The sequence below is a fragment of the Saccharolobus solfataricus genome, from assembly GCF_900079115.1.
Taxonomy (GTDB): Archaea; Thermoproteota; Thermoprotei_A; order Sulfolobales; family Sulfolobaceae; genus Saccharolobus; species Saccharolobus solfataricus.
This window is the reverse complement of sequence record NZ_LT549890.1, coordinates 493,480-517,318: the sequence shown is the minus strand read 5'-3', so window position 1 is coordinate 517,318 and position 23,839 is coordinate 493,480. Positions and strand designations below refer to the sequence as shown.

The window sequence follows — 23,839 nt, the reverse complement described above, 5'->3', positions numbered from 1 at the left end:
CGTTATCGTGAGTTTAAAATCCTATATGCAACTTGTTAGAATACATAATGTTATAGGGGCAGCGCTAGGGGCAATTATGGGCTTTTTGGTTTCGTCGCAATGGTATCTCGAACTCAAAGGAATTTTACTATCCGCACTGGTAGTTGGCCTTATTGCAGCCGGAGGATACGTTATAAATGACGTATATGATGTAGAAATAGATAAAATAAATAAACCATACAGACCTATCCCATCAGGCAAAATATCAGTAAATAAAGCAAAAGCACTATCAATAGCTCTATTTATAATTGGTATAGCACTTTCGATTCTATTAAATATTTACGCTTTAGTAATAGCGCTAGTAACCGCAATTGGCTTGATATATTACGCCAAAGATCTAAAGAAAACTGGCTTTTACGGTAATTTATTAGTAGCAACAACCACTGCTCTTTCGATATTTTACGGTGGCCTAGCTTTTTTCTCCGATAACTGGCTTTTAAGGATAATAATTCCCACACTCTATGCATTCTTTCTCACCTTAATAAGAGAGATAGTAAAGGGTATTGAAGACTATAATGGGGATTCACTTAATAACGTGAAAACGTTAGCCACAACCCTTGGGATAAATAAATCTTGGAGAATAGCAAAAATTCTACTTGTACTTCTATTAATAATATCACCTTTACCATTCTTTATAGGTTTTAATTTAATTTACCTTATACTTCTAATACTTGTTTTTATTCCTTTCACTATTCTTTCCATAATTCAAAAGGAGACAATAGAAGGAGCCTCTAAAGCTAGAACATATCTAAAAATATCAGCAATTTCAGGAATAATCGCGTTTTTACTAGGGAGTCTTCCATTCTTTAAAGGCTAATCTGTTTATCTATTATCTTTCTATATCCTCCCTTTACCCCAACTACTCTTACGTTGATTATTGGAGCTTTCTTACTTTGTGGTACGGATATGGGCAATTTTAGGTCTATAGTCGAGGAAACATCTATATTGGTAAATGTTTTAAAATGGGCCGGAACACCATTTATCATAACGTTTATTAGTAGTTTATCTAAACTTATCTCGCTCTCATTTTTCAAGTATAGGTAAATTATGTTATCACTCACCTTACTGTCTACGCTAAAATTTATTTTAGGAGCTTTTTCAAGTAAGTTATACGAAGCTAAAATAACTCCATAGTCTTTTTCATTATTTGATTGAAGCGTAGTCGTTATCGCATCATTGTTTTCAATTTCTATCTCATCACTATCAGAGCTAGGTAATATTGTGTATATTGTTTTCCCGTCTATATCACTTATTTTTACCATTCCTTCCTTACTCTCATTTCTTATCACAAAATACGACTTTTTCATTAAGTGAAAAGAAACTGAATCATTTCTATTGAAAATTAGTGATCCGGCACTCAGTCGATATTTAGTACTAAAACCTTCTGTTCTATAGAACGAAATCAGACTTATGTTAAGTAACTCAAGTACTTGAATAGATGGATGGTATACTGCTATTTGATGTTTCCCTTCTTTGATTATAGGAGTTATATCATAGACTATAGTTGAGATAACTTGGGCATCATTTATTTCAGTTTCGAGATTTGGTTTAAATTCTTTTGTAAGAGAGAAATTATCAAACCAAAGCCTCCATCTAGGCAAATATGTTTTTTCTCGTTTAGCTTGGATTATAAGATAAAACTTAGTAGGCTTCGATGCTATATCTATAGAGAAACTAGCCTCTTTATTTATGTTACTTAGCTTAATCGATTTCGTAAAGGACTGATAGTCTATTGACCCTTCAAAGTCTCCTTCGTCAAATATCGCTAACTCTCCTTTAGGCATGCATAAAAATAGTAATTACAAGAAAATAAAATGAATGCTGGGAAAAGTCATTCAGTTGATCAAGAGATCTGATCTTGTAGTTGAGGTACTGGATGCTAGAGAACCTTCTTTAACCAGGTCAAAGAAAATAGAGGATATTATAGTAAAAAATTATAAAAATATATTATTAGTATTAAATAAAGGAGATTTAGTACCTTTATGGGTTCTCAAAGCTTGGAAGGATTACTTTAAGACTGAAGAGAATATTGAAAGCGTGTATGTATCCGCAACTTCCCATTTAGGTACTAAAATTTTACGTGATACAATGAAGTCCTTACTAAAAGGAAATAAAGGGATTGTAGTGTTTGTAGGGTATCCGAAATCCGGAAAGTCTTCAGTGATTAATGCTCTTAAGGGTAGACATTCAGCTCAAACGTCAGCCCATCCATTGGAATATGGTTATACCAAATCTATTCAACTGTTTAAGATTGACAACAAAATATATGCATGGGATACGCCAGGTGTAATACCCCCAGATGGTAATGAGCTAGAAAAAACAATAAGGGGATATAACGCGGATTTATTAGAAGATCCTGTAAAACCGGCTTTGATGCTGATAAATAGAGTTATTGAATTTTCGAAAGAAAGTTTGATTAGTGTTTATAAGGTGGATTTTAATAATCCTTACGAACTATTAGAAAGGATAGCCATAAGGAGAGGATGGTTCTACAAGAGTACTAAAGAGCCCAATATCGATATGGCTGCTAGGGCGGTAATAAGGGACTATCACGAAGGTAAAATTGCTTATTATACTCTTCCTCCTAGTCTATACAGAGATGATAAGAGCAATAGTATTTGATGCTGATAAAACCTTATGGGATCATCATAATATATCGGAGTTTGAAGAACCTTTAAGACTAATTGACTCAAACACTTTAGAGGATTCTAAAGGTAGGGTTCTCCATTTATTTCCAGACGTTAAAGAGACCCTTAAGGAATTAAAAAATAGAGGTTATATACTAGGTCTAGCAACGTGGAATTTTGAGGATAAGGCAATTAAAGTCTTAGCTGCACTAGATTTGCTTCAATATTTCGATATAATTGTAGCAAAGCCTTATCCCTACAAATTTTTAATGTTAAGTCAGATAATTGTTGAGATTAATACTAAAGCCAACCAGAAAATAAAACCAAGCGAAGTCCTTTTCCTAGATGATAGAAGAGGGCATTTCGGGAATATCTGGTTGTATCTAGGGAATGTAAAGTGTTTAGAAATGTGGAAAGATATCAGCAAGTATAGTGAAATATTTAGCGTATTAAGTCACGTTAATAATGAATAGTTTTTATTATCTACTTTATCATTCCTAAATAAAAATAATGAAAAAGTTTAAAAACATACATACATAAAAGCATAGACGTGAAAAAGATGATAGGTGAGTTCTCCCTCCAAATTTAATACATGTTTCAAAACTTTTAACGGGTTTCTTGATAAAGGAAATAAAAATTGGATTAGATACGAGAGTTCTATATATAAGAAGGTGATATAAATTGCCAACAGGCGCACGCATTTTAGTTGATTCTCTAAAGAGAGAAGGAGTTAAGGTAGTATTCGGAATACCAGGATTATCGAATATGCAGATATATGATGCTTTCGTAGAAGATTTGGCAAATGGTGAGCTTAGACATGTTCTAATGAGACATGAACAAGCCGCAGCGCATGCTGCAGATGGATACGCAAGAGCTTCTGGAGTCCCAGGTGTATGCACAGCAACATCTGGTCCAGGTACGACCAATTTAACTACGGGGCTTATTACTGCATACTGGGATAGTTCTCCTGTTATTGCAATAACTGGTAACGTGCCTAGAAGCGTTATGGGTAAGATGGCATTCCAAGAAGCTGATGCTATGGGAGTGTTCGAAAATGTGACCAAATACGTTATTGGTATTAAGAGGATAGATGAGATACCCCAGTGGATTAAGAACGCATTTTATATAGCAACTACTGGAAGACCTGGGCCAGTTGTGGTTGACATCCCTAGGGATATTTTCTATGAAAAAATGGAAGAGATAAAATGGCCAGAGAAACCACTTGTTAAGGGTTATAGGGATTTCCCAACTAGAATAGATCGTTTAGCACTGAAAAAGGCAGCTGAGATTCTAATCAATGCAGAGAGACCAATAATTTTGGTAGGTACTGGAGTAGTATGGGCGAACGCGACTCCAGAAGTTTTGGAGTTAGCAGAACTATTGCATATTCCAATAGTCTCAACTTTTCCTGGAAAAACTGCAATACCGCATGATCATCCCTTATATTTCGGACCAATGGGATATTATGGAAGAGCTGAGGCATCAATGGCTGCTCTAGAATCTGATGCAATGCTAGTAGTAGGTGCGAGATTTAGCGATAGGACATTCACATCATATGACGAAATGGTAGAGACCAGAAAGAAATTCATAATGGTTAATATAGATCCGACAGATGGAGAAAAGGCCATAAAAGTGGATGTAGGACTCTACGGTAACGCTAAGATAATATTAAGGGAGCTAATAAAGGCAATAATAACACTGGGCCAAAAAAGAGATAAAAGTGCATGGATAAAAAGAGTTAAAGAGTACAAGGAATATTATTCCCAATTTTACTACACTGAGGAGAACGGAAAATTAAAGCCTTGGAAGATTATGAAAACAATTAGGCAATCATTACCAAGAGATGCTATAGTAACTACTGGTGTAGGTCAACATCAAATGTGGGCAGAAGTGTTTTGGGAAGTATTGGAACCCAGAACTTTTCTAACATCATCTGGAATGGGTACAATGGGTTTTGGTCTCCCTGCTGCAATGGGAGCCAAATTGGCTAGGCCTGATAAAATCGTAGTGGATCTAGATGGTGACGGTTCGTTCTTAATGACTGGAACAAATTTGGCCACGGCTGTAGATGAGCACATTCCAGTAATATCGGTGATATTTGATAATAGAACCTTAGGGTTAGTGAGGCAAGTTCAAGATTTATTCTTCGGAAGGAGAATAGTAGGTGTAGATTATGGTCCTTCGCCAGACTTCGTTAAATTGGCTGAAGCATTCGGTGCTTTAGGCTTTAATGCAACGACTTACGAGGAAATAGAAAAGTCGATTAAAAGTGCAATAAAGGAAGACATCCCTGCAGTAATTAGAGTACCAGTAGATAAGGAAGAGCTGGCCTTACCTACGTTACCACCGGGTGGAAGATTAAAACAGGTGATATTACGTGACCCAAGAAAGAGTAGTTAGGATATTAGCTTATTATAGGGACCCGGGATTAATAGAGAGGATAGCATCAAACTTTAGAAAACTATTTATGGATATTGAATGGATATACGGTTGGAAGGTAAATGACGAAAACCTCTACGAGTTTTATGTTGGAGTAAAGGATCACAATAATTTTAACACTGCAGTACTTCTGCTAAGTAAGACTGTGGATGTTAGTAAGGTAGAGATTTTAGATGATGCTCAATTAAAAAGGGTAATAATAAGGGATGGAAAAGTAATTGAGAATCAATCGGAAGGCGTAAAAGAAGGGGACATAATAATTTATGTACCGGTTTTCAATAAAGTAAAAGGATATAGTTGGGGTGAAGTGTACGTCAAAGATCTACACTGATAACGATGCTAATCTAGACTTAATTAAAGGTAAGAGAATAGCAGTCTTAGGCTATGGAAGTCAAGGGAGAGCATGGGCTCAGAATTTGAGAGATTCAGGATTAAATGTTGTAGTAGGATTGGAAAGGGAAGGAAAATCGTGGGAATTGGCTAAGAGTGATGGAATTACTCCACTCCATACTAAGGATGCAGTTAAGGACGCAGATATAATAATCTTCCTCGTGCCGGATATGGTTCAGAGGACACTATGGTTAGAGAGCGTGCAACCTTATATGAAGAAAGGTGCAGATCTAGTATTTGCACATGGGTTTAATATTCACTATAAGCTAATCGATCCACCTAAGGATTCAGATGTATATATGATAGCTCCTAAAGGCCCAGGTCCTACTGTTAGGGAGTATTATAAAGCTGGAGGTGGCGTTCCAGCTTTAGTTGCAGTACATCAAGACGTGAGTGGTACAGCTCTTCATAAGGCTCTAGCTATAGCTAAAGGTATAGGTGCTACTAGAGCTGGTGTAATTCCAACTACCTTTAAGGAAGAGACAGAGACGGATTTGTTTGGAGAGCAAGTGATACTGGTTGGAGGTATAATGGAACTCATGAGAGCTGCGTTCGAAACCTTAGTAGAAGAAGGATATCAGCCAGAAGTAGCGTACTTTGAAACTATAAATGAGCTAAAGATGTTAGTGGATTTGGTTTATGAAAAGGGAATAAGCGGTATGTTAAAAGCAGTCTCGGATACTGCGAAGTATGGTGGGATGACTGTAGGAAAGTTTGTAATAGATGAAAGTGTAAGAAAAAGGATGAAAGAGGCCTTACAGAGAATAAAGAGCGGTAAATTTGCGGAAGAATGGGTAGAAGAATATGGTAGAGGCATGCCGACAGTAGTTAATGGTCTCTCAAACGTTCAGAATAGTTTAGAGGAGAAGATTGGTAATCAACTGAGAGATCTGGTTCAAAAAGGAAAGCCTAAAAGCTAAAATACTACAAACTTTTATTTATATAATACCTTATGAACGCTAAAAAGAGGAAAGGTTCCGCAGTAGAACGAAATATTGTGAGCAGGTTAAGGGATAAGGGTTTTGCTGTTGTGAGAGCTCCAGCAAGTGGTAGTAAGAGGAAAGACCCTATACCGGATATTATCGCTTTAAAGAATGGCGTTATTATTTTAATTGAGATGAAGAGTAGAAAGGATATAGAGGGAAAAATTTATGTTAGAAGGGAACAAGCAGAAGGTATTATAGAATTTGCAAGAAAGAGTGGCGGTTCGCTATTTTTAGGAGTCAAAAAGCCCGGTGTTTTGAAGTTCATACCATTTGAGAAGTTAAGAAGAACTGAAACCGGAAATTACGTTGCAGACTCTGAAATTGAAGGGTTAGATTTAGAAGATTTGGTAAGATTAGTAGAGGCAAAAATAAGTAGAACGCTAGATAATTTTCTCTAATCTGACAGTTTAATCTTTATCTTTATATTGTTCTTCTTCTCGAGTCTCTTTAATCGTTGTACCAATTTCCTATTGTATTTTCCTATTTCTTCTTTTGGTATTACTATAACGTATTCTCCGTCCTCATACTTTACTGTAGCTTTTGGTATTATATTATTAACAATTTTCGATATTTTAAATTCCATATTATTCAAGGTGATTCCTCTATTCACTGGTACTATCATGGTCTGTTCACCGAATACATATATCTCATATTCAGTATTCCCAGTGACTAGATCTTTTATTTCTACAACTGGTCTCGCAAGGTCAGCTTCCTTCAATCCTGCTGGTACTTTTACTGTGATTTCTAAAGTGTAAACCTTACTTACGTTTCCAGAATTTATGAATATTATAGTATCCAAGATATTTGGTATTGTACCTATATCTACTCTGTTTACAAACCTATGTATTGCATCAATCGGTGAGGTAGCATGAACTACCCCTACCATTCCTATGCCTGCAAGGCGAAGATCGATATAAAGTTTAAAATCCTCGTCATTCCTCATCTCGTCATATACTGTATAGTCTGGCCTACTTAATAGTAAAATATCATGAAGCTCTCCAATTTCTGCATAGTTTTTAGAATATTGTGTTATCTCTGGAGGTAAGTGCATATCTCTCGGGGATTCTATGGTTTTCACTATCTTCCCTAACCTCATATAGTATTCTGATAGTGCTTGTGCGAACGTTGTCTTTCCCATACCAGGAGCTCCTGCTATAATTATTCCCTCTGCTCTTTCTTCTAACCTTTTTATTAGTCGTTCATCTAAACCATAATCTTCTAATCTTTTCCTAACAACTGGTCTAGTTATAGTTATCTCCCAACCATCGCTTAAAGGTGGTCTAGTTATCACCACTCTATAATTGCCTAACTGTATAATGAGAGAACCTTTTCTCTCTATTTCTATAAAAGAACCTTTTATGAACCTAACACCATTAATTATCTCATTAGCTATCCTTTTTACATCAACTGACAACATAGGCTTATTTGAGAGATTTACAAATTTCCAATTCCCAGGCTTACCTTTTTTTGCTCTCGGTACAGTATCCTCTTTTATGTGTAAGCTCATTGTTTCATCGTCAAAGAAACTTTCAAATGATAAACTTTGCTCTAACGGTTGTAAAAAACTATACTGTATCCCCATCACATCACAAATCTTTTTCTGCGTTTCGTCTGCGGTAACCATTATGCAACCTTTCTCTAAGCAATATTCACGCGAAAGTTCATTAGCTTCTCCTTTTTTTGAATTTTCGCCTACTATTTCAAAATTAACTAGAATTCTTTCTGTTATATCTTTTAACTTTTTCACTTCATCAAGAGCTATTTCAGCGCTAACTAAACCATCATTACTTTCCTTTTCGAGTTCAGCTAAAAGTGATTTATGAATTAGGATATTACCAGTAATTATTCCCTTCTCAAGATATTTCGAGACCCCAAATAATAACGCACTTTTATCTAACATCAGATCATTCAAAATCCTTATCCCCACTTTTCAATCGAGGTATATATTATATAAAAATAAAAGATTACCCTTTAACTAGATGTAGGAAATATTCGTGTATCGAAGTTGTATCAGATAATTCGGGGTGAAATGTAGTAGCAAGCATATTATTTTCTTCAGCGAAAACTGTTACACCATTTAACTCAGCTAAGCTTTGAGCCTTTCCCCATACTTTCGCTATTGCTGGAGCTCTAATGAATACCACATGAGCTTTATCCTTACCTATTTTAGATAGATCAACTATAGCTTCAAAACTTTCCTTTTGTCTTCCATAATAATTTCTAATCACACTAATATTCATTGTTCCTATTAATGGTTGTGAGGTTTTACCTACTTTGGCATCACTTACTTCCTTTGCTAACATTATAGCACCAGCACACGTTCCTAAGACTGGTAAACCAGATGTAATTTTCTCTTTCAGTTCATCTAATAGCCCTAGCCTTTTAGCTACTAATCCTATTGTAGTGCTTTCCCCTCCCGGTATTATTACTCCGTCCACACCCTTTAGATCTTTAGGAATCTTTATTGAAATAATCTCGCCATTTAATGATAGTTTATCAAAAGCCCTCTTTAACTGAAGAAAATGTTCTTCGAAACTCCCTTGATAAGCTATTATACCTATTTTCATAGCCCTCTCACTTGTAGTAATTCTTCCGGTTTTAGAGATTTTATATCAATTCCCATCATACTTTTCTGTTCGCTTATCATTTTCTGAGCTTCCAATACGATTTCTGGGTATTCCCAGCAAGCTGCCGCTAGGACTACTGCTTTAGCTCTTTCGTCCGGATCTTGGCTCTTAAATATACCAGAACCAACAAACAACCCATCAGCACCTAACCACATCATAAGAGCAGCATCAGCCGGTGTCGCTATACCTCCAGCAGCGAAGTTGACTATTGGTAATCTCTTGATTTTCGCAGTGAGCTCAACTATCTGGTAAGGAACTTGATATTCTCTTGCTTTTTTGACCCTATCTTCCTCCGACATACTTATCAAGCTTCTTATCTCACTATTTATTATCTTCATGTGCTTTACTGCCTCACTTACATTTCCAGTTCCTGCTTCACCTTTAGTTCTTATCATTGATGCTCCTTCTGATGTTCTTCTTAGTGCTTCTCCCAGATTTCTAGCTCCATTGACGAACGGTACACTAAATTCCCACTTGTTTATGTGATGTTCCTCGTCAGCTGGTGTTAGGACTTCACTTTCATCTATCATGTCAACACCTAATGCTTCTAGTAGTTTAGCCTCGTAATAGTGACCAATTCTCACTTTCGCCATTACTGGTATTGTTATTGAACTCATTACCTCCTCAATTATCTTAGGATCCGCCATTCTAGCCACACCACCAGACTTTCTAACATCATAAGGTAGCTTGTCTAGAACCATTACAGCTACAGCCCCAGCTTCCTCCGCTATTTGAGCCTGCTGAACGTTTGTAATATCCATGACGACTCCTCCCTTTTGAAAGATTGGAAATGCATGCTTCACTCTAGTAGTTCCCGTATGGACAGTTGAATCCAATTTTTTAAATTCTGGTAGAAATTCTAATAGACCATGATCTTTTATAATATCTTTAACTTCTGCTAGTTTATAGAAAAAATCTTCAATTTGTGCAAAAGATAATTCATAAAGTCTCATTTCATCACATATTCTGACTAAAGGTTTAAAAGCCTATCTTAAACGAGCTTTTTGCTTTCTCTCATTTTCTGCTCTTATCTTAATAATACCCAAAAATACCGCACAATTCACACAGTAACACTTAGTTACAGGATATCTAGCAATTATTGCACCCTTCTTTTCTAATTCAGATGCTAGAGAAGCATCCACGGGGCTATACATTTTTGTTACACATACTGCCTTATCCTCTGGTACTCTAGCACCACATTGATCACAACTTATATAACCAACATGTCCTTTATCTCCTTTTCTTCTTCCTCTGTTCTCTCTCTTCTTTGGCAATTTTACACCCTATTTAATTCACACTATTTAATCTCTAATAAGTTTTTGCAATCCTTAGAACTGTTTTTGCGTTCATTTTACAAATTACGCACTTATCATTAACTTCTCTCTTCTCTATTGGATAACCTAGTACTCTCGCATTGGTAAGTTCCTCAATTTTTAAGCCACACTCGTTACTTCCACACCAAGGGACTTCTACAATACCTGAGTTATTCCCTAATATCTTCTTAGCTTTTTCAATATCATTCGAATACTCTATTCTAGATTTAAGATCCTCCCAAGCCTTTCTTCTTAAGTCTTCCTGGATTTCATTTAGAAGTTCTTTAATCTTATTGATGGCTTCTTCTTTCCTTACAGTATAAGACTTAAAATTGTCTCTTCTCTTTATAAATACTGTGCCAGAAATAAGCTCCCTTGGGCCGATTTCTAGTCTAATTGGAACTCCCTTAATTTCCCAAATATAGAACTTCTCCCCAGGTGTTTTCTCAGTATCTTGATCAGTCAAACAAGTTATATTGTTCTTGTTAAACATCTCACAGATCTCAATTGAGTATTTCATTACTTGTTGAGTTTCCTCTTCATTTTTTGCAGGAATGGGTATTACTACTACTTTAATGGGAGCTACAGAAGGAGGTAAAACCGGTCCGTGATCATCTCCATGTATTGCAATTACTGAAGCTACTGCTCTGTCTGAAATACCATAACTTGTTTGGTGTGGATAGTCTAAACTACCATCTTTTTTCTGTATCTTAAAATCTAATGCCTTACTAAAGTTTTGACCTAAGTGATGCACTGTACCTATTTGCATTGCTCTACCATCCGGCATAATAGTATCGAAAGCATAAGTGTGCAAAGCTCCGGCAAATCTATCCCACTCTGGTCTTTCAGAAAGGACGTATGGGATTGTGAGAGTGTCAAAAATCTTCTTATAAATTTCTATTGCCTCTTCTACTTGTTTCTGTGCATCATCGTAAGTTTCATGAACCGTATGGGCTTCTTTAAAAGTTGTAATTTCTCTTAATCTTATCATTGGCCTAGTAGCCTTAGTTTCATATCTAAAGACGCTTACAATTTGATAGTACTTTTTAGGTAATTGCTTGTAGCTTTTCAACCATAAGTTTTCCATTGTGGTTATTGCGACTTCACTAGTTGGTCTTAGCGCAAGTTTAACGTCTAAGTCCGTGCTTCCTCCCTTAGTTACCCAGAATACCTCCTCTTCAAATCCTTTAATATGCGTGCTTTCTCTCCTTAGCAAATCTTCTGGGATTAGAAGTGGAAACAATACTTCCTCATGTCCAGTAGAGTCTAGAAAATTTCTAATTATTCCTATTATATTTTGTCTTAGCTTAAATCCATATGGCATCCATACTCCCATACCTTTTATTGGATATCTCCCATAATCGTAAAATTCTCCTTCTCTTAATACCCAATCAAACCATTCACTAAAGTTTTTTGACCACTTCTCTCTAGTTATCTGCACAAAAAGGAAAAAACATAAGGAGATAAAAAACTTTAACCTTTATTTTAGAACTTACCGAACAACATTAGTACAGCGAACAAGATTCCGTATACTGCTATTCCTTCACCAATAGCTACGAAAATTAGAACTGTACCGAACATATCTCTTCTTTCCGTTAGTACACCCACTCCAGCTGCTGCTGCCATACCAACTGCTATTCCGGCTCCTATCGCAGCTAAACCAACTGCTAGTCCTGCACCTATGTTAATACCGGCAAAACCTTGTGCAGTATCTGATGGTGCTTGTGCTGCTGCTATTACACTACTTACTAATACTGGTATTAGGAAGGCTAGGATCAAACTAGCTCTCTTCATAGTTAAGTCCCAGAAAACTATTATGACAATTCCTTTAAAACCTTTCTTTTTACTTCATCTAACTGACTTAGCCTATTTTTTAGCAGTTTTTCATATTCCATATTTATATTCTTTAAAATTTCGCTCTTTTTCTCCTCTAGGGAGTTTCTTAAAATTTGTAAATATTTATCTTGATCCACTTTCCCTCCTCCTCTGTAATATTCTTCTTATAATTTTAAGTCTTGAGAATTCCTCCCTTTGCCTATCTTCTAAAATCTGCTTAATGAACTTTATAGATCCCCTATAAAATGGTAATATGTAATTGTCTATTGAGTTGATAAGCCTCTGAGTTTTTCTTAACTCTGATACTAACGATCTTATCGTTGACTCTAACTCAACTAATTCAATAATCTTGTTTAAAGCTTCAGTCATCTCCTCATAGGATTCTGACAAGTAAGGGGATGTTTCAACATCACTGAAAGGCTTTGCGGGAATAGTAGATTTGTCTAATCTTATTGTAGGAACCTTAACTCCAAAAATTACTTTTATTGCGCTATTAACCTCTAGGCTAGGTTTTTGTGAAAGAGCCATTTCCTCTATATTAGATATTCCCTCTGATGCTACTGCTTGTAAATAACTCTCATAAACTTTCTTCATCTCTTCATTTACTTCATTGTAAATTTTTTCATATTGTGAAGCATAAGTCCTCAAGTAGAGAAGCAAGACCTCCCTCTTATTTTCCAATAATCTCTTTATAACTGTAATTAATCTCAATTGCCTTCTAAACTGTATCAAATTTATTTTTGTTGGCAAAACTTTTTGGCTCATTTCTTACCCCTATAATTCGGATGATATTTCTGTATATATTGCGTCTTTATGTTCGTTAGCTCTGATTCAGGCAAGACTGATAAAATTTCCCAGCCAATATCCAATGTGGTCTCTATACTCCTATTTTCATTAAATCCTTGACTAACAAACTTCCTCTCAAAAAGCTCACCAAATAGTAAATACTTTCTATCAACTTCTGACAATGAATCCTCGCCTATTATTGCAGCTAGTCCTCTAGTGTCTACTGCCCTAGCATATGAGGCAAATAACTGATTTGAGACATCCTTGTGATCATCCCTAGTTTTTCCTTCTCCAATACCATCTTTCGCTAATCTCGATAGACTCATCAAAACGTTGATAGGTGGATAAATACCCTTATTATATAAAGCCCTATCAAGGACTATTTGCCCTTCAGTTATATAACCCGTTAAGTCTGGAATTGGATGGGTTATATCGTCATTTGGCATTGTCAATATTGGCATCTGCGTGATTGAGCCCTTCTTCCCTATAACTTTTCCTGCTCTTTCATAAATCGTTGCTAAATCAGTGTACATATAACCAGGATATCCACCTCTGCCAGGTACTTCTTCTCTAGCAGCACTAATTTCCCTTAGAGCCTCACAATAGTTGGTCATATCAATTAATATTGCTAGTACGTGCATATCTTGTTCAAAGGCTAAATATTCCGCTAACGTTAATGCAGTCTTTGGTGTTAATGTCTTCATCACCGGTGGTTCGTTTGCTAAACTAACTATCATTGCAACCCTATTAATAGCACCAGTCTCTTCGAAGAACTTACGGAAAAATAGAGCATCATCGTATCTAGCACCAATCGCGGCAAAGACTACTGCGAAGTTACTTTCCTCTCCCCTTACAGTTGCTTGTTTAGCTATTTGTGCAGCCAACATATTAGCTGGCAATCCACTACCACTAAATATAGGCAACTTTTGTCCTCTCAATAACGCGTTTAATCCATCTATTGCAGATATCCCGGTCTGTATAAACTCCTCAGGATACTCTCTTGCAGCTGGGTTTAATGGGGATCCATTTATATCTCTTTTTTCGCCTTTAATCACTGGTGGTCCGTTGTCTAATGAATCACCTAGTGGATTAAATATACGCCCTAACATTTCCTCTGAGATCTTTACCTCCAAGCCTCTTCCTAACATTCTTATCTTAGTCCCTGTAGGTGAAACGCCAGTAGTTCCTTCAAAAACTTGCACAATTGCTATTCCCATTTGAGAATCTATAACTAGACCTCTTCTTCTTTCACCATTCGGCATCTCAATTTCTACTAGCTCGTTATATGATGCATCCGTTACTCCTTGAACATAAACTAGTGGGCCTTTAATCATAGATATGTTTGAAAATTCCCTTACGCTTAACATTAAGTACCAGCCTCCTTTTCCAAATTCTCAAAGACAGTAATTAATTTTCTCTCTAACTCATCATACCTATTTAACTCATCGTTCTTGATTGCGGCTTTCGATCTAATAATCTCTGGTAAGAGCTGTCCCATACTATCTACTATTTTCTTCGTAGGAATTCCCCTTTCAACTAATTTAGAAGCATATGTGTTAAATAGGTAAATTAATCTCATTATTCTAGCTTGCTTCTGTGGAGAAGAGAAGGCATCTATATCGTCATAGGCGTTTTGCTTTAAGAATGCCTCTTTAATTAACCTTGCTGTTTCGAGTATTAATTTATCCTTTTCTGCTAGAGATTCTGGTCCTACTAATCTAACTATTTGTCTTAACTCGTCCTCTCTAATCAGTGTCCTTACCATCATATCTCTCATTTCCCTCCACTTTGGATCTACATTCGTGTTCCACCAATTTGCTACCAAGTCTACATATGCTGAGAATCCTTGAAGCCAATTAATAGCTGGATAGTGTCTGGCTTGTGCTAATGATACATCTAAAGGCCAGAAAACTTTAACGAATCTTAACGTTTGGCTTGTTACTGGTTCTGTGAAATCTCCACCAGGTGGAGATACTGCAGAAGCAACGGTAACTGAACCAAATCTTTCTGGATTTCCTATTGTTTTAACTCTTCCAGCTCTCTCATAATATTCTGCAAGTCTAGATGGTAAATAGCTTGGGAATCCCTCTTCCGCTGGCATTTCCTCCATTCTTCCTCCTAAATCTCTTAGAGCTTCAGCCCATCTCGAAGTTGAATCTGCAACTAGTAATGTATCATATCCTTGATCTCTGAAATACTCTGCCATAGTTATACCAACATATATACTTGCTTCCCTAGCTGCTACTGGCATATTGCTTGTATTAGCAACTAGTATTGTCCTTTCTAACAAGGGTCTACCAGTCCAAGGATCTTTAAGACTTGGGAATTGTCTTAACTCATCTGTCATCTCGTTTCCTCTCTCACCACATCCCACATAAATTACTATTTTTGCGGCACTCCACTTAGCTAAACTCTGCAATGTGACTGTTTTTCCACTTCCAAAGGGCCCTGGTATTGCTGCTGTTCCTCCTTTAGCTATTGGGAATATCGTATCCAGTACTCTGGTTCCAGTTAATAATGGTTCAGTTGGCTCTAGCTTCTCTTTAAACGGTCTAGGAATTCTAACTGGCCACTTTTGCATTAACTTCACTGGTACCTCATCGCCATTCATATCAACAATCGCTATCGGATCTTCAACTGTATAATCTCCCTCTGCAACGACTTCCTTTAAGGTGCCGTGAACATAGGGAGGAACTAGAATTCTATGCTCTACTAATGGAGTTTCGTTTACTATTCCTATGATGCTTCCACCTTCGACCTTATCTCCTTTCTTAACTTTAGGCACAAAGTGCCATTTGGTTTTTCTATCGATGGATGGAACCTTTATACCTCTTGCTATAAAAGGAGATTTTGTGAGCTCTTTGATTGAGTCTAGTGGCCTTTGTAATCCATCAAATATTTTTCCTATTAAGCCTGGACCCAGCTCTATTGACAGAGGAGCACCCGTTCTGTACACTGGCTCATTTGGTTTTATTCCACTAGTGTCTTCATAAACTTGAATGAATGCTCTATCTCCTTCTATTCTAGTAATCTCTCCGATTAATCTAGGCTCTCCAACTTCTACTACTTCATACATCTGTGCATTTCTCATGTTATCTGCTACGACTAATGGACCATTTATCCTGACAATCCTTCCATTATCCATTTTTACTTACCTCCAAACAACATGTCTGAAATCTTTCCCCTCATACTATCAAAAACTTGGTCTAAGATAAGCTTTAATGAAAAATCTCTTGTTAATCCACTCCTTTCAAAATATATTTTTATTCCACCAAGCATTTTCTCATCAGTCTTTACAGTTACGTTTTTATTATTGCCTACAATTTTCTCTATCATTAGTTTATCATTTGGGGAACAATATATGGTAACTTTCTCTTCTCTAATCTCTTTAATTTCTTTACTTATTATGTTCTCTATTGCGTCCTTGTACTCCTTGGTCTTAACTACTTCTCCAATCTTTCCCAAAACTCTTTCATAAACTTTATTTATCCAGTACTCTTTCTCAACTAATAATGTTCGCTTATTTTCCACCTCTAGTCTAGCTTTTTCTCCTTCAATTTCTTCCTTAGTTTTAACTATTAATTCATTTATCCTCTGTGAATATTCTTGTACTATCTTATTATGACCTTCATTGAGTAGCTTTATAGCCTCATCTAAGCTTTTACTCAACTCCGTTTTTATTTCTTCCCTAACTTTGTTTAAGGATTTATCCAACAACTGTTCGAAATCCATTTATTTCACCCAAAACCTAACGCTTTCATTATCATCTTTCTTACGTCTAATGGCTTGGATTCACTAAATGGAGAAGGAATAATTGTTATTAAAGGTTTTCTTTGATCTGCAATAAGTGGATCAATTTTTCCCCTTATAGGTTCATACATGTCTTTCGTTATTAATATTAAATCTATATCTTCTCTTTTCTTTAATTTAGAAATAATATCAGGCAGATTGTAAGGATCATCTATGAAATCCCCTTCCGTTCCAACCATTCTAAACAAGGAAACTGTATACTTGTCTCCAACTACAAACACTTTACCCATTGCGAATTAATTCTAAATAACAGAGATTAAATACTTATAAGTGACCTACTAATACATATCCCGAGGTAATTGAAGTGCTATTGCCAGAGAATATGGTCAGATTACAGATAATTTCTGATAAATCAGCGATAGACCCTATTATAACTAAACTCCTCAAGCTCGGCATGTTTCAACCAGAAGACCCCCTTTACCCATTAGGCAATGAAAGAATAGAAGATGCTAGAAGACTTATCACGGCAGTACAAGATCACGTAAGTAAATTAAAAATAATCATGGAATTAGGAGGATTAGTAATAGAACCATTGGGGAGCATCAAAGTAAGTAGTTGGATCAAGGCTGCACAAGATGTCAGTGAAGAGGCGTCGAAATTAGAAGAAAGGTACAAGGAACTATTAGAGGAAATAGGCAGACTGAGATCAGAGAAAGATCTTTATCAGCAACAGTTAAAAGAGCTAGAACCGATTAAGTCAATAACTGTAGAATTATCCAAACTATATTCTTTGGAACTATTTGACGTAATATTAGCTCAAGTTGATGAGGACAAGTTAAGGCTTATCAACCAAATTATAGGTGATTCCAACTTCGTGTATTATACGAGGTTTGGAGAGGAAAGGTATATTGTTCTAATCATCGCCGAGAAGAATATTAATGTAGATAAGAAATTGAGAGAAGCTGGGGTTAGGAGATATGAGCTACAAGAAGGAAAATCCCCTTTTCAGCTCTATAACGAAATTTTAGAAAGAATAAATCAAATAAACATTATTTTAGAAAGAACTAGAGAAGAATTAGCAAAGAAAGTGAAGACTGAGGAGAACTATATTAAAAATGTATACGGTAAATTACTGACTGTTCGTGATGCGCTAAATATCATGAATAAAGCTAGAGTCTCTGAATACTATTTGCAAATAGAAGGTTATTTTCCTGAAAAACATGTTAAAAAAGTACAGAATGAGATTAATAATTTAGCATTTATGGATTATATAAGGCCTAGGAGATATGGTGAAAAAGAGGAACCACCGACATTAGTTGAATTACCAAAGTCCATAAAGGTTTTAGAATCCTTAGTCGAAATATATGGCTCACCATCCTATTGGGAAATATCACCTATAGTCTTCCTTGTTTTTACTTTCCCAATACTATTTGGTTTAATGTTCCCCGATTTTGGGAACGCCTTAGTTTTATTGCTATTCTCAATATGGTTTTACAGATATGGGAAGAAGAGAGGAAGTGAAAATATTCCTAAATTATCCATAATTCTAATATACTCAAGTATAGTTGCAATCATAACGGGTTTACTAGCTAGAGATTTCTTTGGTCCATTACCAGTAGGTGGATTAAGGGAGATATTAAATAATGGGAACTATAGCGCAGGGCCTCTTTACAACTTATGGCCAATCCCAGCAAGTGTATCCGAGGCAATAAAGTTTCTCTTACCATTCGGAGAGTACAGTACTAGTGTTAGTATAGAAAATACTATGATATTTTCAGTATTACTGGGAGCCCTAGCGCTATTTGTGAGCTCCTTATTAGGTGTTATAGATGCAATTAGAAAGAAGGATCCAGAATTCTTGTTCTTGGAGAAACTCCCACTATTCTTACTGTACGTAGTTCCAATATTTATCTTCATGTATGGTATAACCGATCCAGCCAATTTCTTTACCGTAGATCAACAGATATTAGGCCAAATACTTAACGCCGTTCTTATGAAATCCTTTAGTGAAAATATTGTAGGTTACGGAATAGTTTGGTGGACTTCGTTTGCACTATTATATAATTGGGCTGCTCACGCAATTTTAGTTAAAAGGCATGATAATGCTACGTGGGGTTCTGCGATTGCTATGGGGTTCATAGAAGGTGGATTTGAGGGAGCCCTACTATTATTGTCTAATACTATTTCATTTATAAGAGTCTTAGTATTCGCTTTATCACACTATTATATACTATATGCATTCTCTTATATGGCCTACTTAGTTGCACCATCCACAACTACTATAGGAGTCCTAATAAACCCCATAGCAATTATCATATTGATTATAGGGAACTTGTTAGCTATAGGCTTAGAAGGGTTAGTAGTATTTATACAAGATTTAAGGCTTCATTTCTACGAGATGTTCAGTAAGTTCTATGAAGGAAGAGGAAGAAAATTCGAGCCGGTTATGGCTTACGTCTCACTTGAGTAAGGTAGGTCTTATTTTTTCTATATCTTTCCTTATTTTTTCCAGTTTATCCTTTATCTTAGACTCAAATTCTGGTTCAAGTTTCTTGAAAAGTACATTAACTTTCCCTATCTTATGACCAGGGTTAACTGATAGCGTTGAGGCAACATCCCATTTCTCATTTTCTATATTCCCCATATTCAACATTTCATATATTTTCTGAGCATGTGAGGGCATTAGCGGATATAATAAAATCGCTATCGTTTTTACCGAATTGGTTCCAATGTAAAGTGTATTCTTTAATTCAATCTCTTTTCCACTCTTGTATAGGTCCCAAGGAGCCTTCATATTTAAATATGCGTTACATTCCCTAACGAATTTCAGCATTTCCTCCGTTCCGGCCTTTAATTTACCTTTCTCGAATAGATCTCCAACAACTTTCGGCGTCTCATTTATTAGACTGATAATTTTCCTATCGTTATCATCGAGAATATCAATCTTAAACTCTGGTACAATCCCGCTATAGTACCTATTCACCATACTAAGTACCCTATTTACATAATTACCAATATCGTCATTAAGTTCAGTATTCACTATTCTGACAGTTTCCCTCCAAGTAAAGTTAGTATCTTTCTCTTCTGGTCTTAATCTAATTAGCACAAATCTCCAGTATTCTACATCCATTAGCTCTGGTGCTTCATCAATCCATACTCCTATCTTTCTACTTTTGCTGAACTTTTGTCCTTCATATAGTAAATATTCCGTAGCCGCTATTACATCTGGCAAGTGATATTCCTCTTCTGAAGCCATGAGCATAGCTGGAAGAATTACTGCATGAAATGGGATGTTATCTTTTCCTATGAAATAATAGCTTTTTATGTTAGGACCAAACCAATATTCTTTCCACTTCTCTTGGTCACCTTTCCTTTCAAAATATTCAATTACAGCTGATATATAACCTAAAAGAGCCTCAAACCACACATATATTGATTTATCTTGAGCTCCTTCAAATGGTGCTGGGATACCCCATTTATTATCCCTTGTGATACTTCTAGGTTTCAGCCCCTCCCCAACCCAGCTCAATGCGACAGACTTAACATTATCTGGCATTTCATTAGAGCTGCTAATCCAACCTCTTATCTTATCATTAAACTCTGATAAATCAAAAAACCAGTGTTTGGTTTTCTTAAATACAGGTGTCTTTCCGCAGATACTACATTTCGGATTTACAAGTAAACTTGGGGTTAGTAATTTCCCACAATTGTCACATTGATCACCTCTAGCGTCTTCAAAGCCACAATATGGGCATGTCCCTTTAACAAACCTGTCTGGTAGATATAGTTTATCATTCTCACAATATGGTATCTCGTCTTCAGACACTTTAATATATTTAGTAAGTTTCAGTAAAAATTCTCTTACGAACTTCTTATGTATCTCACTTTCAGTTCTAGTGTAGTTATCAAAACTTATTTTCCAAACATTGAGGAAGAGGTGCCTATCGTATTCATGAGCTTGATCAGTAAGCTCCTTGGGATTCACCTTTCTCTTTATAGCCTCTATCTCTATTGGAGTTCCGTGCTCGTCACTTCCACTTACAAATAATACGTTTTCTTTACCATATCTTAGCCTTGCATATCTAGCGAAGACATCTGCTGATAATATTGAACCTATTAAGTTTCCTAAATGTGGTACCGAATTTACATATGGCCAGGCGGCTGTAACTAGCACTTTCATTATATTTTGTGTTTAGAGCAAGTCTTTATTAAACATAACTAAACATACTTTAAGTAAGGACATGGCATTAGACGTTAAAAAGTATCCTTTTATAAAGAGTCTTGATGATGAACTAAAGAAATATGGAGGAGGAATTACATTAACAGATTTACTATTAAATAGCACTACCCTCATTGATCAAGCTAAAGATAGGATACAAAAGACTAAATCTGGTGACGAACTTCCACATTACGTCTCTTATAATGAACCCGTACTCGTGTTTTACACTACGCTACTTTCTCTAGCCATATTAAATGATGTGAAGCTTATTAGAAGATACGCATATGCAGAGGCTAAACAATTCAGATCCCTACTTCACACCGAGAATGAGGAGAATTTACTTGAAATCTCTAAGTTATTAGATCTGAAGATAAATAGATGTGATCCTATAAAATTCTATTTAGAGAAAAAGAGAAGGATAATACAAAAAGAATTTTGTGTTCATTTTATCGATTATCTCAAATATACAAAAGACCTTAAGGAAGATTGGAAACTAAGTGGGCAGATCTTACATAAGGGATACGTATATCTGGACAAGAATCAACTAATTGGCCTAATAGCTGAAAGTATTAAGAGTAAGATAGTCGAAATGATAAGACCACTGAATCTTAAAGAAATACCAGAAAAATTGAAGAGCTTGATAGAAAGGAGAGGAATAATTCCTCCATGCATAGAAAATATTTTAGCTAAGGAAAAATTAAACGAAGAAGAAATAAGGACTTTAATTACGTTTTACATTGACATAGGTAAGGGACTAAGTGGTATAGTATCTATTATGAAAAAATATAACGTTTCAAACGTCGAGGACTTATATAGGAAATATAGGGGAGATAAGGGGACGAGGTATATCGTTTATTCTTGTGCTAAGATGAAGCAACTAGGTTTATGTGTGAGCAGTTGCAACGTTAAAAATCCCTTACAGCTCTACTTCCTAAGTAACGAATAGACAGCGTAAAACCTCTGGATTACCGTGATCGCTGTGAGTAACATAAATAGGTAAAATAGATACAAGGAAACTTGTTTGCTAACTATTATATAAAGTAATAAAATTACAAATACAAATATTATTCTTTCTCCTCTTTCTATTATTCCCCTACCTTCCATCTTGAGTCCGAGGGATTCAGCCTTGGCTCTAATATATGAAATTGTCAGTGATAATCCCACGGCTATCGCCACGAGATACGAGGAGAATCCCAAGAATATGAAGGCTGAAATGTAGAGAATATCTTCTATCCTGTCTAATGTGGAATCTAAGAAACTTCCTAAGGGAGATACTGTTTTCGATACTCTTGCTACTTCTCCATCTATTGCATCCATTAATGCTGAAAATACCAAAAAAATTATTCCTAGAGTGGTATTTGATCTCATGATTTCAAAGTAATATACGATTGCGAAAATTAATCCTAGCATAGTAATAAAATTTGCACTTACTTTAAGCTGGGCTAATGTTTTTGCTAGTGGTTCTATTACTCTTTTGATTTGCCTTCTTATTCTAGTTAACATGGAAACCACTACTATTTTAAACCCTTTTAACTAGTGATACGGGATGACAGCTAAAAAATTGATTCTGGTAACCTCGGAGTCACATCCCTTACACAAAGTATTTATGGAAACTTTAGAGGAGCTTTCAAAGGAACTAAATCTAGAAAAGGAAGTCAAAATAGAGGATTACGCATTTCTAGCTGACTACGGTGAAAAGGATGAGTTTGATATGCCATTTCTTCCTCAGTTATTAGCCCAAACAGATGATGGGAAAATAATTCCTGTATTAACTAAGATGCCATTCGACGCTAGCCTAAAGCCAGATAAGAAAGCTGGAAAAGAAGAGGCTATTAAAAAAATTAAAAACCTAGGATAAGATAGGATTATTTTGAAGTGAGAAGTTTTGAGTTACGTACCACATGTTCCTTATGTACCAACACCAGAAAAAGTTGTAAGAAGAATGTTAGAAATAGCTAAAGCCTCTCAAGATGATATAGTGTATGACTTAGGATGTGGAGATGGAAGGATAATAATAACTGCAGTGAAGGATTTTAACGTAAAGAAGGCCATAGGTGTAGAGATCAATGATGAAAGAATAAGAGAAGCATTAGCTAATATCGAGAAAAATGGGGTAACGGGAAGAGCTTCAATAGTAAAAGGTAATTTCTTTGAGGTTGATATTTCCGAGGCTACTGTAGTTACGATGTTCCTTTTAACAAATGTTAATGAGATGTTAAAACCAAAACTTGAAAAGGAACTTAAACCTGGAACGAGAGTGGTTTCCCACGAATTTGAAATAAGGGGTTGGAATCCAAAGGAAGTAGTAAAGGTTGAGGACGGAAATATGAATCATACAGTATATCTCTACGTAATTGGTGAACATAAATGAAAATTTTGATAGTAAAAAGTGAGAATGGAAAGGTGACATCGGAGAAGGTAGCTGAAGGCGAAATTAGCAAAGTGCTAAGAGATGTTGCAAAAGAAGCGTTAGAGGAATGGAATGAATTAGCTTCAGATTTTATAATTATGCGCGATAACCAAGAAGTGAGATTGCCTCTTCCGCTAAAACCAGAGGTTTACGAAGCAATAAAGACTTTTCTTATTGGTAAGGATAAGAAAGAGGCTATAGCTAAAATCCCTGTATATATAATAAGCTATGAGAATGAATGGAAAGAAAGTGACTTTCAAGATAAGAAGATTTATGTTGTTTCATTTTATATCAATGATGAAATAAAGAAAGATGTGTTAAATGACGCGGCTCAAATGACTAGCGAACAGAAACAAGAAGAATTAAAGGAAGAATTAGAGGAAGAGGAGGAAGAATAAAAATATACGATTTAAATTT

At 35.8% G+C, this 23,839-nt stretch carries 27 protein-coding genes; 12 read left to right on the top strand and 15 right to left on the bottom strand.

The genetic code is table 11. The annotated features are described in order from the left end of the window. The first annotated feature begins 7 nt into the window (after positions 1-7). Entirely contained in the window at positions 8-856 is an 849-nt protein-coding gene (locus SSOP1_RS02960; RefSeq protein WP_010923036.1) for a UbiA family prenyltransferase, read from the top strand. Here the strand turns inward: SSOP1_RS02960 and SSOP1_RS02955 are convergent. After that, on the bottom strand, positions 846-1,823 hold the full coding sequence (locus tag SSOP1_RS02955) for a hypothetical protein (protein ID WP_009991097.1): 978 nt from the start codon (positions 1,821-1,823) through the stop codon (positions 846-848). The genes SSOP1_RS02960 and SSOP1_RS02955 overlap by 11 nt on opposite strands. Before the next feature lie 34 nt (positions 1,824-1,857). On the opposite strand from SSOP1_RS02955, the gene SSOP1_RS02950 reads away from it, so the two are divergent. The 6 genes from SSOP1_RS02950 (at position 1,858) to hjc (ending at position 6,879) form a co-directional block, all read left to right on the top strand. Next, positions 1,858-2,661 (top strand): GTPase, encoded by an 804-nt coding sequence (locus SSOP1_RS02950; RefSeq protein WP_009991096.1) that lies wholly within the window; start codon positions 1,858-1,860, stop codon positions 2,659-2,661. Further along, positions 2,639-3,139 (top strand): magnesium-dependent phosphatase-1, encoded by a 501-nt coding sequence (locus SSOP1_RS02945; protein WP_009991095.1) that lies wholly within the window; start codon positions 2,639-2,641, stop codon positions 3,137-3,139. Before SSOP1_RS02950 ends, SSOP1_RS02945 begins: the two co-directional genes overlap by 23 nt. A 208-nt stretch (positions 3,140-3,347) precedes the next feature. Continuing rightward, positions 3,348-5,066, top strand: coding sequence for an acetolactate synthase large subunit (locus SSOP1_RS02940; RefSeq protein ID WP_009991094.1), 1,719 nt, complete (start codon positions 3,348-3,350; stop codon positions 5,064-5,066). Further along, positions 5,044-5,436, top strand: a complete 393-nt coding sequence (locus SSOP1_RS02935; RefSeq protein ID WP_009991093.1) for an ACT domain-containing protein — start codon at positions 5,044-5,046, stop codon at positions 5,434-5,436. The genes SSOP1_RS02940 and SSOP1_RS02935 overlap by 23 nt, the downstream gene beginning before the upstream one ends. Further along, positions 5,408-6,415, top strand: a complete 1,008-nt coding sequence (ilvC, locus tag SSOP1_RS02930; protein ID WP_009991091.1) for a ketol-acid reductoisomerase — start codon at positions 5,408-5,410, stop codon at positions 6,413-6,415. The genes SSOP1_RS02935 and ilvC overlap by 29 nt, the downstream gene beginning before the upstream one ends. 32 nt (positions 6,416-6,447) lie before the next feature. Next, entirely contained in the window at positions 6,448-6,879 is a 432-nt protein-coding gene (hjc, locus tag SSOP1_RS02925) for a Holliday junction resolvase Hjc (RefSeq protein WP_009991087.1), read from the top strand. Here hjc and SSOP1_RS02920 read toward each other — a convergent pair. From SSOP1_RS02920 to SSOP1_RS02865, 12 genes are all read right to left on the bottom strand, one after another. Further along, positions 6,876-8,381 carry a holliday junction branch migration ATPase PINA gene (locus SSOP1_RS02920; protein ID WP_048054179.1) on the bottom strand — a complete coding sequence of 502 codons (1,506 nt, stop codon included), beginning with the start codon at positions 8,379-8,381 and terminating at the stop codon, positions 6,876-6,878. The two genes, hjc and SSOP1_RS02920, sit on opposite strands and share 4 nt — an antisense overlap. 64 nt (positions 8,382-8,445) lie before the next feature. Next, on the bottom strand, positions 8,446-9,048 hold the full coding sequence (gene pdxT / locus SSOP1_RS02915; protein WP_009991085.1) for a pyridoxal 5'-phosphate synthase glutaminase subunit PdxT: 603 nt from the start codon (positions 9,046-9,048) through the stop codon (positions 8,446-8,448). Continuing rightward, positions 9,045-10,061 (bottom strand): pyridoxal 5'-phosphate synthase lyase subunit PdxS, encoded by a 1,017-nt coding sequence (pdxS, locus tag SSOP1_RS02910; RefSeq protein ID WP_010923033.1) that lies wholly within the window; start codon positions 10,059-10,061, stop codon positions 9,045-9,047. The genes pdxT and pdxS overlap by 4 nt, the downstream gene beginning before the upstream one ends. Before the next feature lie 33 nt (positions 10,062-10,094). Further along, complete coding sequence (locus SSOP1_RS02905) at positions 10,095-10,382, bottom strand: 30S ribosomal protein S26e (RefSeq protein WP_009991083.1); 288 nt, start codon at positions 10,380-10,382, stop codon at positions 10,095-10,097. Positions 10,383-10,416: 34 nt separating this feature from the next. Beyond that, positions 10,417-11,862, bottom strand: coding sequence for a proline--tRNA ligase (proS, locus tag SSOP1_RS02900; protein WP_009991082.1), 1,446 nt, complete (start codon positions 11,860-11,862; stop codon positions 10,417-10,419). Positions 11,863-11,906: 44 nt separating this feature from the next. After that, entirely contained in the window at positions 11,907-12,215 is a 309-nt protein-coding gene (locus SSOP1_RS02895; RefSeq protein WP_009991080.1) for an ATP synthase subunit c family protein, read from the bottom strand. Positions 12,216-12,235: 20 nt separating this feature from the next. After that, the gene (locus SSOP1_RS02890; RefSeq protein ID WP_009991079.1) at positions 12,236-12,394 is read right to left on the bottom strand and encodes an ATPase; all 159 of its coding nucleotides are present in this window, start codon (positions 12,392-12,394) and stop codon (positions 12,236-12,238) included. After that, on the bottom strand, positions 12,381-13,022 hold the full coding sequence (locus SSOP1_RS02885; RefSeq protein WP_009991078.1) for a V-type ATP synthase subunit D: 642 nt from the start codon (positions 13,020-13,022) through the stop codon (positions 12,381-12,383). The genes SSOP1_RS02890 and SSOP1_RS02885 overlap by 14 nt, the downstream gene beginning before the upstream one ends. Further along, the gene (locus SSOP1_RS02880; protein ID WP_009991076.1) at positions 13,019-14,410 is read right to left on the bottom strand and encodes an ATP synthase subunit B; all 1,392 of its coding nucleotides are present in this window, start codon (positions 14,408-14,410) and stop codon (positions 13,019-13,021) included. Before SSOP1_RS02880 ends, SSOP1_RS02885 begins: the two co-directional genes overlap by 4 nt. Next, positions 14,410-16,188 (bottom strand): ATP synthase subunit A, encoded by a 1,779-nt coding sequence (locus SSOP1_RS02875; protein ID WP_009991074.1) that lies wholly within the window; start codon positions 16,186-16,188, stop codon positions 14,410-14,412. Before SSOP1_RS02875 ends, SSOP1_RS02880 begins: the two co-directional genes overlap by 1 nt. Positions 16,189-16,190: 2 nt before the next feature. Further along, positions 16,191-16,775, bottom strand: a complete 585-nt coding sequence (locus tag SSOP1_RS02870) for a V-type ATP synthase subunit E (protein WP_009991072.1) — start codon at positions 16,773-16,775, stop codon at positions 16,191-16,193. Between the two features lie 5 nt (positions 16,776-16,780). Continuing rightward, positions 16,781-17,083, bottom strand: a complete 303-nt coding sequence (locus SSOP1_RS02865) for a V-type ATP synthase subunit F (protein WP_009991071.1) — start codon at positions 17,081-17,083, stop codon at positions 16,781-16,783. 74 nt (positions 17,084-17,157) lie between these two features. On the opposite strand from SSOP1_RS02865, the gene SSOP1_RS02860 reads away from it, so the two are divergent. Then, positions 17,158-19,263, top strand: a complete 2,106-nt coding sequence (locus tag SSOP1_RS02860) for a V-type ATP synthase subunit I (RefSeq protein WP_009991070.1) — start codon at positions 17,158-17,160, stop codon at positions 19,261-19,263. Here the strand turns inward: SSOP1_RS02860 and metG are convergent. Continuing rightward, a complete protein-coding gene (gene metG / locus SSOP1_RS02855; RefSeq protein ID WP_009991068.1) occupies positions 19,252-20,973 on the bottom strand; it encodes a methionine--tRNA ligase in 1,722 nt (573 codons plus the stop codon). The genes SSOP1_RS02860 and metG overlap by 12 nt on opposite strands. A gap of 61 nt (positions 20,974-21,034) precedes the next feature. Between metG and priL the strand changes: the two genes are divergently transcribed. Next, the gene (priL, locus tag SSOP1_RS02850; RefSeq protein ID WP_009991067.1) at positions 21,035-21,958 is read left to right on the top strand and encodes a DNA primase regulatory subunit PriL; all 924 of its coding nucleotides are present in this window, start codon (positions 21,035-21,037) and stop codon (positions 21,956-21,958) included. Here the strand turns inward: priL and pgsA are convergent. After that, on the bottom strand, positions 21,937-22,524 hold the full coding sequence (gene pgsA / locus SSOP1_RS02845) for an archaetidylinositol phosphate synthase (RefSeq protein WP_009991066.1): 588 nt from the start codon (positions 22,522-22,524) through the stop codon (positions 21,937-21,939). The genes priL and pgsA overlap by 22 nt on opposite strands. Before the next feature lie 34 nt (positions 22,525-22,558). Here pgsA and SSOP1_RS02840 point away from each other — a divergent pair, with 34 nt between their 5' ends. Genes SSOP1_RS02840 through SSOP1_RS02830 form a run of 3 tightly spaced genes read left to right on the top strand, consistent with a single transcriptional unit; the run spans position 22,559 to position 23,820 of the window. Continuing rightward, positions 22,559-22,870, top strand: a complete 312-nt coding sequence (locus SSOP1_RS02840) for a hypothetical protein (RefSeq protein WP_010923032.1) — start codon at positions 22,559-22,561, stop codon at positions 22,868-22,870. Positions 22,871-22,897: 27 nt separating this feature from the next. After that, the gene (locus SSOP1_RS02835; protein ID WP_009991062.1) at positions 22,898-23,383 is read left to right on the top strand and encodes a protein-lysine N-methyltransferase; all 486 of its coding nucleotides are present in this window, start codon (positions 22,898-22,900) and stop codon (positions 23,381-23,383) included. Continuing rightward, the gene (locus SSOP1_RS02830; RefSeq protein ID WP_009991060.1) at positions 23,380-23,820 is read left to right on the top strand and encodes a DUF2286 domain-containing protein; all 441 of its coding nucleotides are present in this window, start codon (positions 23,380-23,382) and stop codon (positions 23,818-23,820) included. The genes SSOP1_RS02835 and SSOP1_RS02830 overlap by 4 nt, the downstream gene beginning before the upstream one ends. Positions 23,821-23,839 lie beyond the last annotated feature (19 nt).

Excerpts from the sequence above, each read along its gene's own strand:
- SSOP1_RS02955 (WP_009991097.1), bottom strand. The coding sequence starts at position 1,823 with ATGCCTAAAGGAGAGTTAGCGATATTTGACGAAGGAGACTTTGAAGGG.
- SSOP1_RS02950 (WP_009991096.1), top strand. The coding sequence starts at position 1,858 with ATGCTGGGAAAAGTCATTCAGTTGATCAAGAGATCTGATCTTGTAGTT.
- SSOP1_RS02945 (WP_009991095.1), top strand. The coding sequence starts at position 2,639 with ATGATAAGAGCAATAGTATTTGATGCTGATAAAACCTTATGGGATCAT.
- hjc (WP_009991087.1), top strand. The coding sequence starts at position 6,448 with ATGAACGCTAAAAAGAGGAAAGGTTCCGCAGTAGAACGAAATATTGTG.
- SSOP1_RS02920 (WP_048054179.1), bottom strand. The coding sequence starts at position 8,381 with ATGTTAGATAAAAGTGCGTTATTATTTGGGGTCTCGAAATATCTTGAG.
- pdxT (WP_009991085.1), bottom strand. The coding sequence starts at position 9,048 with ATGAAAATAGGTATAATAGCTTATCAAGGGAGTTTCGAAGAACATTTT.
- pdxS (WP_010923033.1), bottom strand. The coding sequence starts at position 10,061 with ATGAGACTTTATGAATTATCTTTTGCACAAATTGAAGATTTTTTCTAT.
- SSOP1_RS02895 (WP_009991080.1), bottom strand. The coding sequence starts at position 12,215 with ATGAAGAGAGCTAGTTTGATCCTAGCCTTCCTAATACCAGTATTAGTA.
- SSOP1_RS02885 (WP_009991078.1), bottom strand. The coding sequence starts at position 13,022 with ATGAGCCAAAAAGTTTTGCCAACAAAAATAAATTTGATACAGTTTAGA.
- SSOP1_RS02880 (WP_009991076.1), bottom strand. The coding sequence starts at position 14,410 with ATGTTAAGCGTAAGGGAATTTTCAAACATATCTATGATTAAAGGCCCA.
- SSOP1_RS02875 (WP_009991074.1), bottom strand. The coding sequence starts at position 16,188 with ATGGATAATGGAAGGATTGTCAGGATAAATGGTCCATTAGTCGTAGCA.
- SSOP1_RS02870 (WP_009991072.1), bottom strand. The coding sequence starts at position 16,775 with ATGGATTTCGAACAGTTGTTGGATAAATCCTTAAACAAAGTTAGGGAA.
- SSOP1_RS02865 (WP_009991071.1), bottom strand. The coding sequence starts at position 17,083 with ATGGGTAAAGTGTTTGTAGTTGGAGACAAGTATACAGTTTCCTTGTTT.
- metG (WP_009991068.1), bottom strand. The coding sequence starts at position 20,973 with ATGAAAGTGCTAGTTACAGCCGCCTGGCCATATGTAAATTCGGTACCA.
- priL (WP_009991067.1), top strand. The coding sequence starts at position 21,035 with ATGGCATTAGACGTTAAAAAGTATCCTTTTATAAAGAGTCTTGATGAT.
- SSOP1_RS02840 (WP_010923032.1), top strand. The coding sequence starts at position 22,559 with ATGACAGCTAAAAAATTGATTCTGGTAACCTCGGAGTCACATCCCTTA.
- SSOP1_RS02830 (WP_009991060.1), top strand. The coding sequence starts at position 23,380 with ATGAAAATTTTGATAGTAAAAAGTGAGAATGGAAAGGTGACATCGGAG.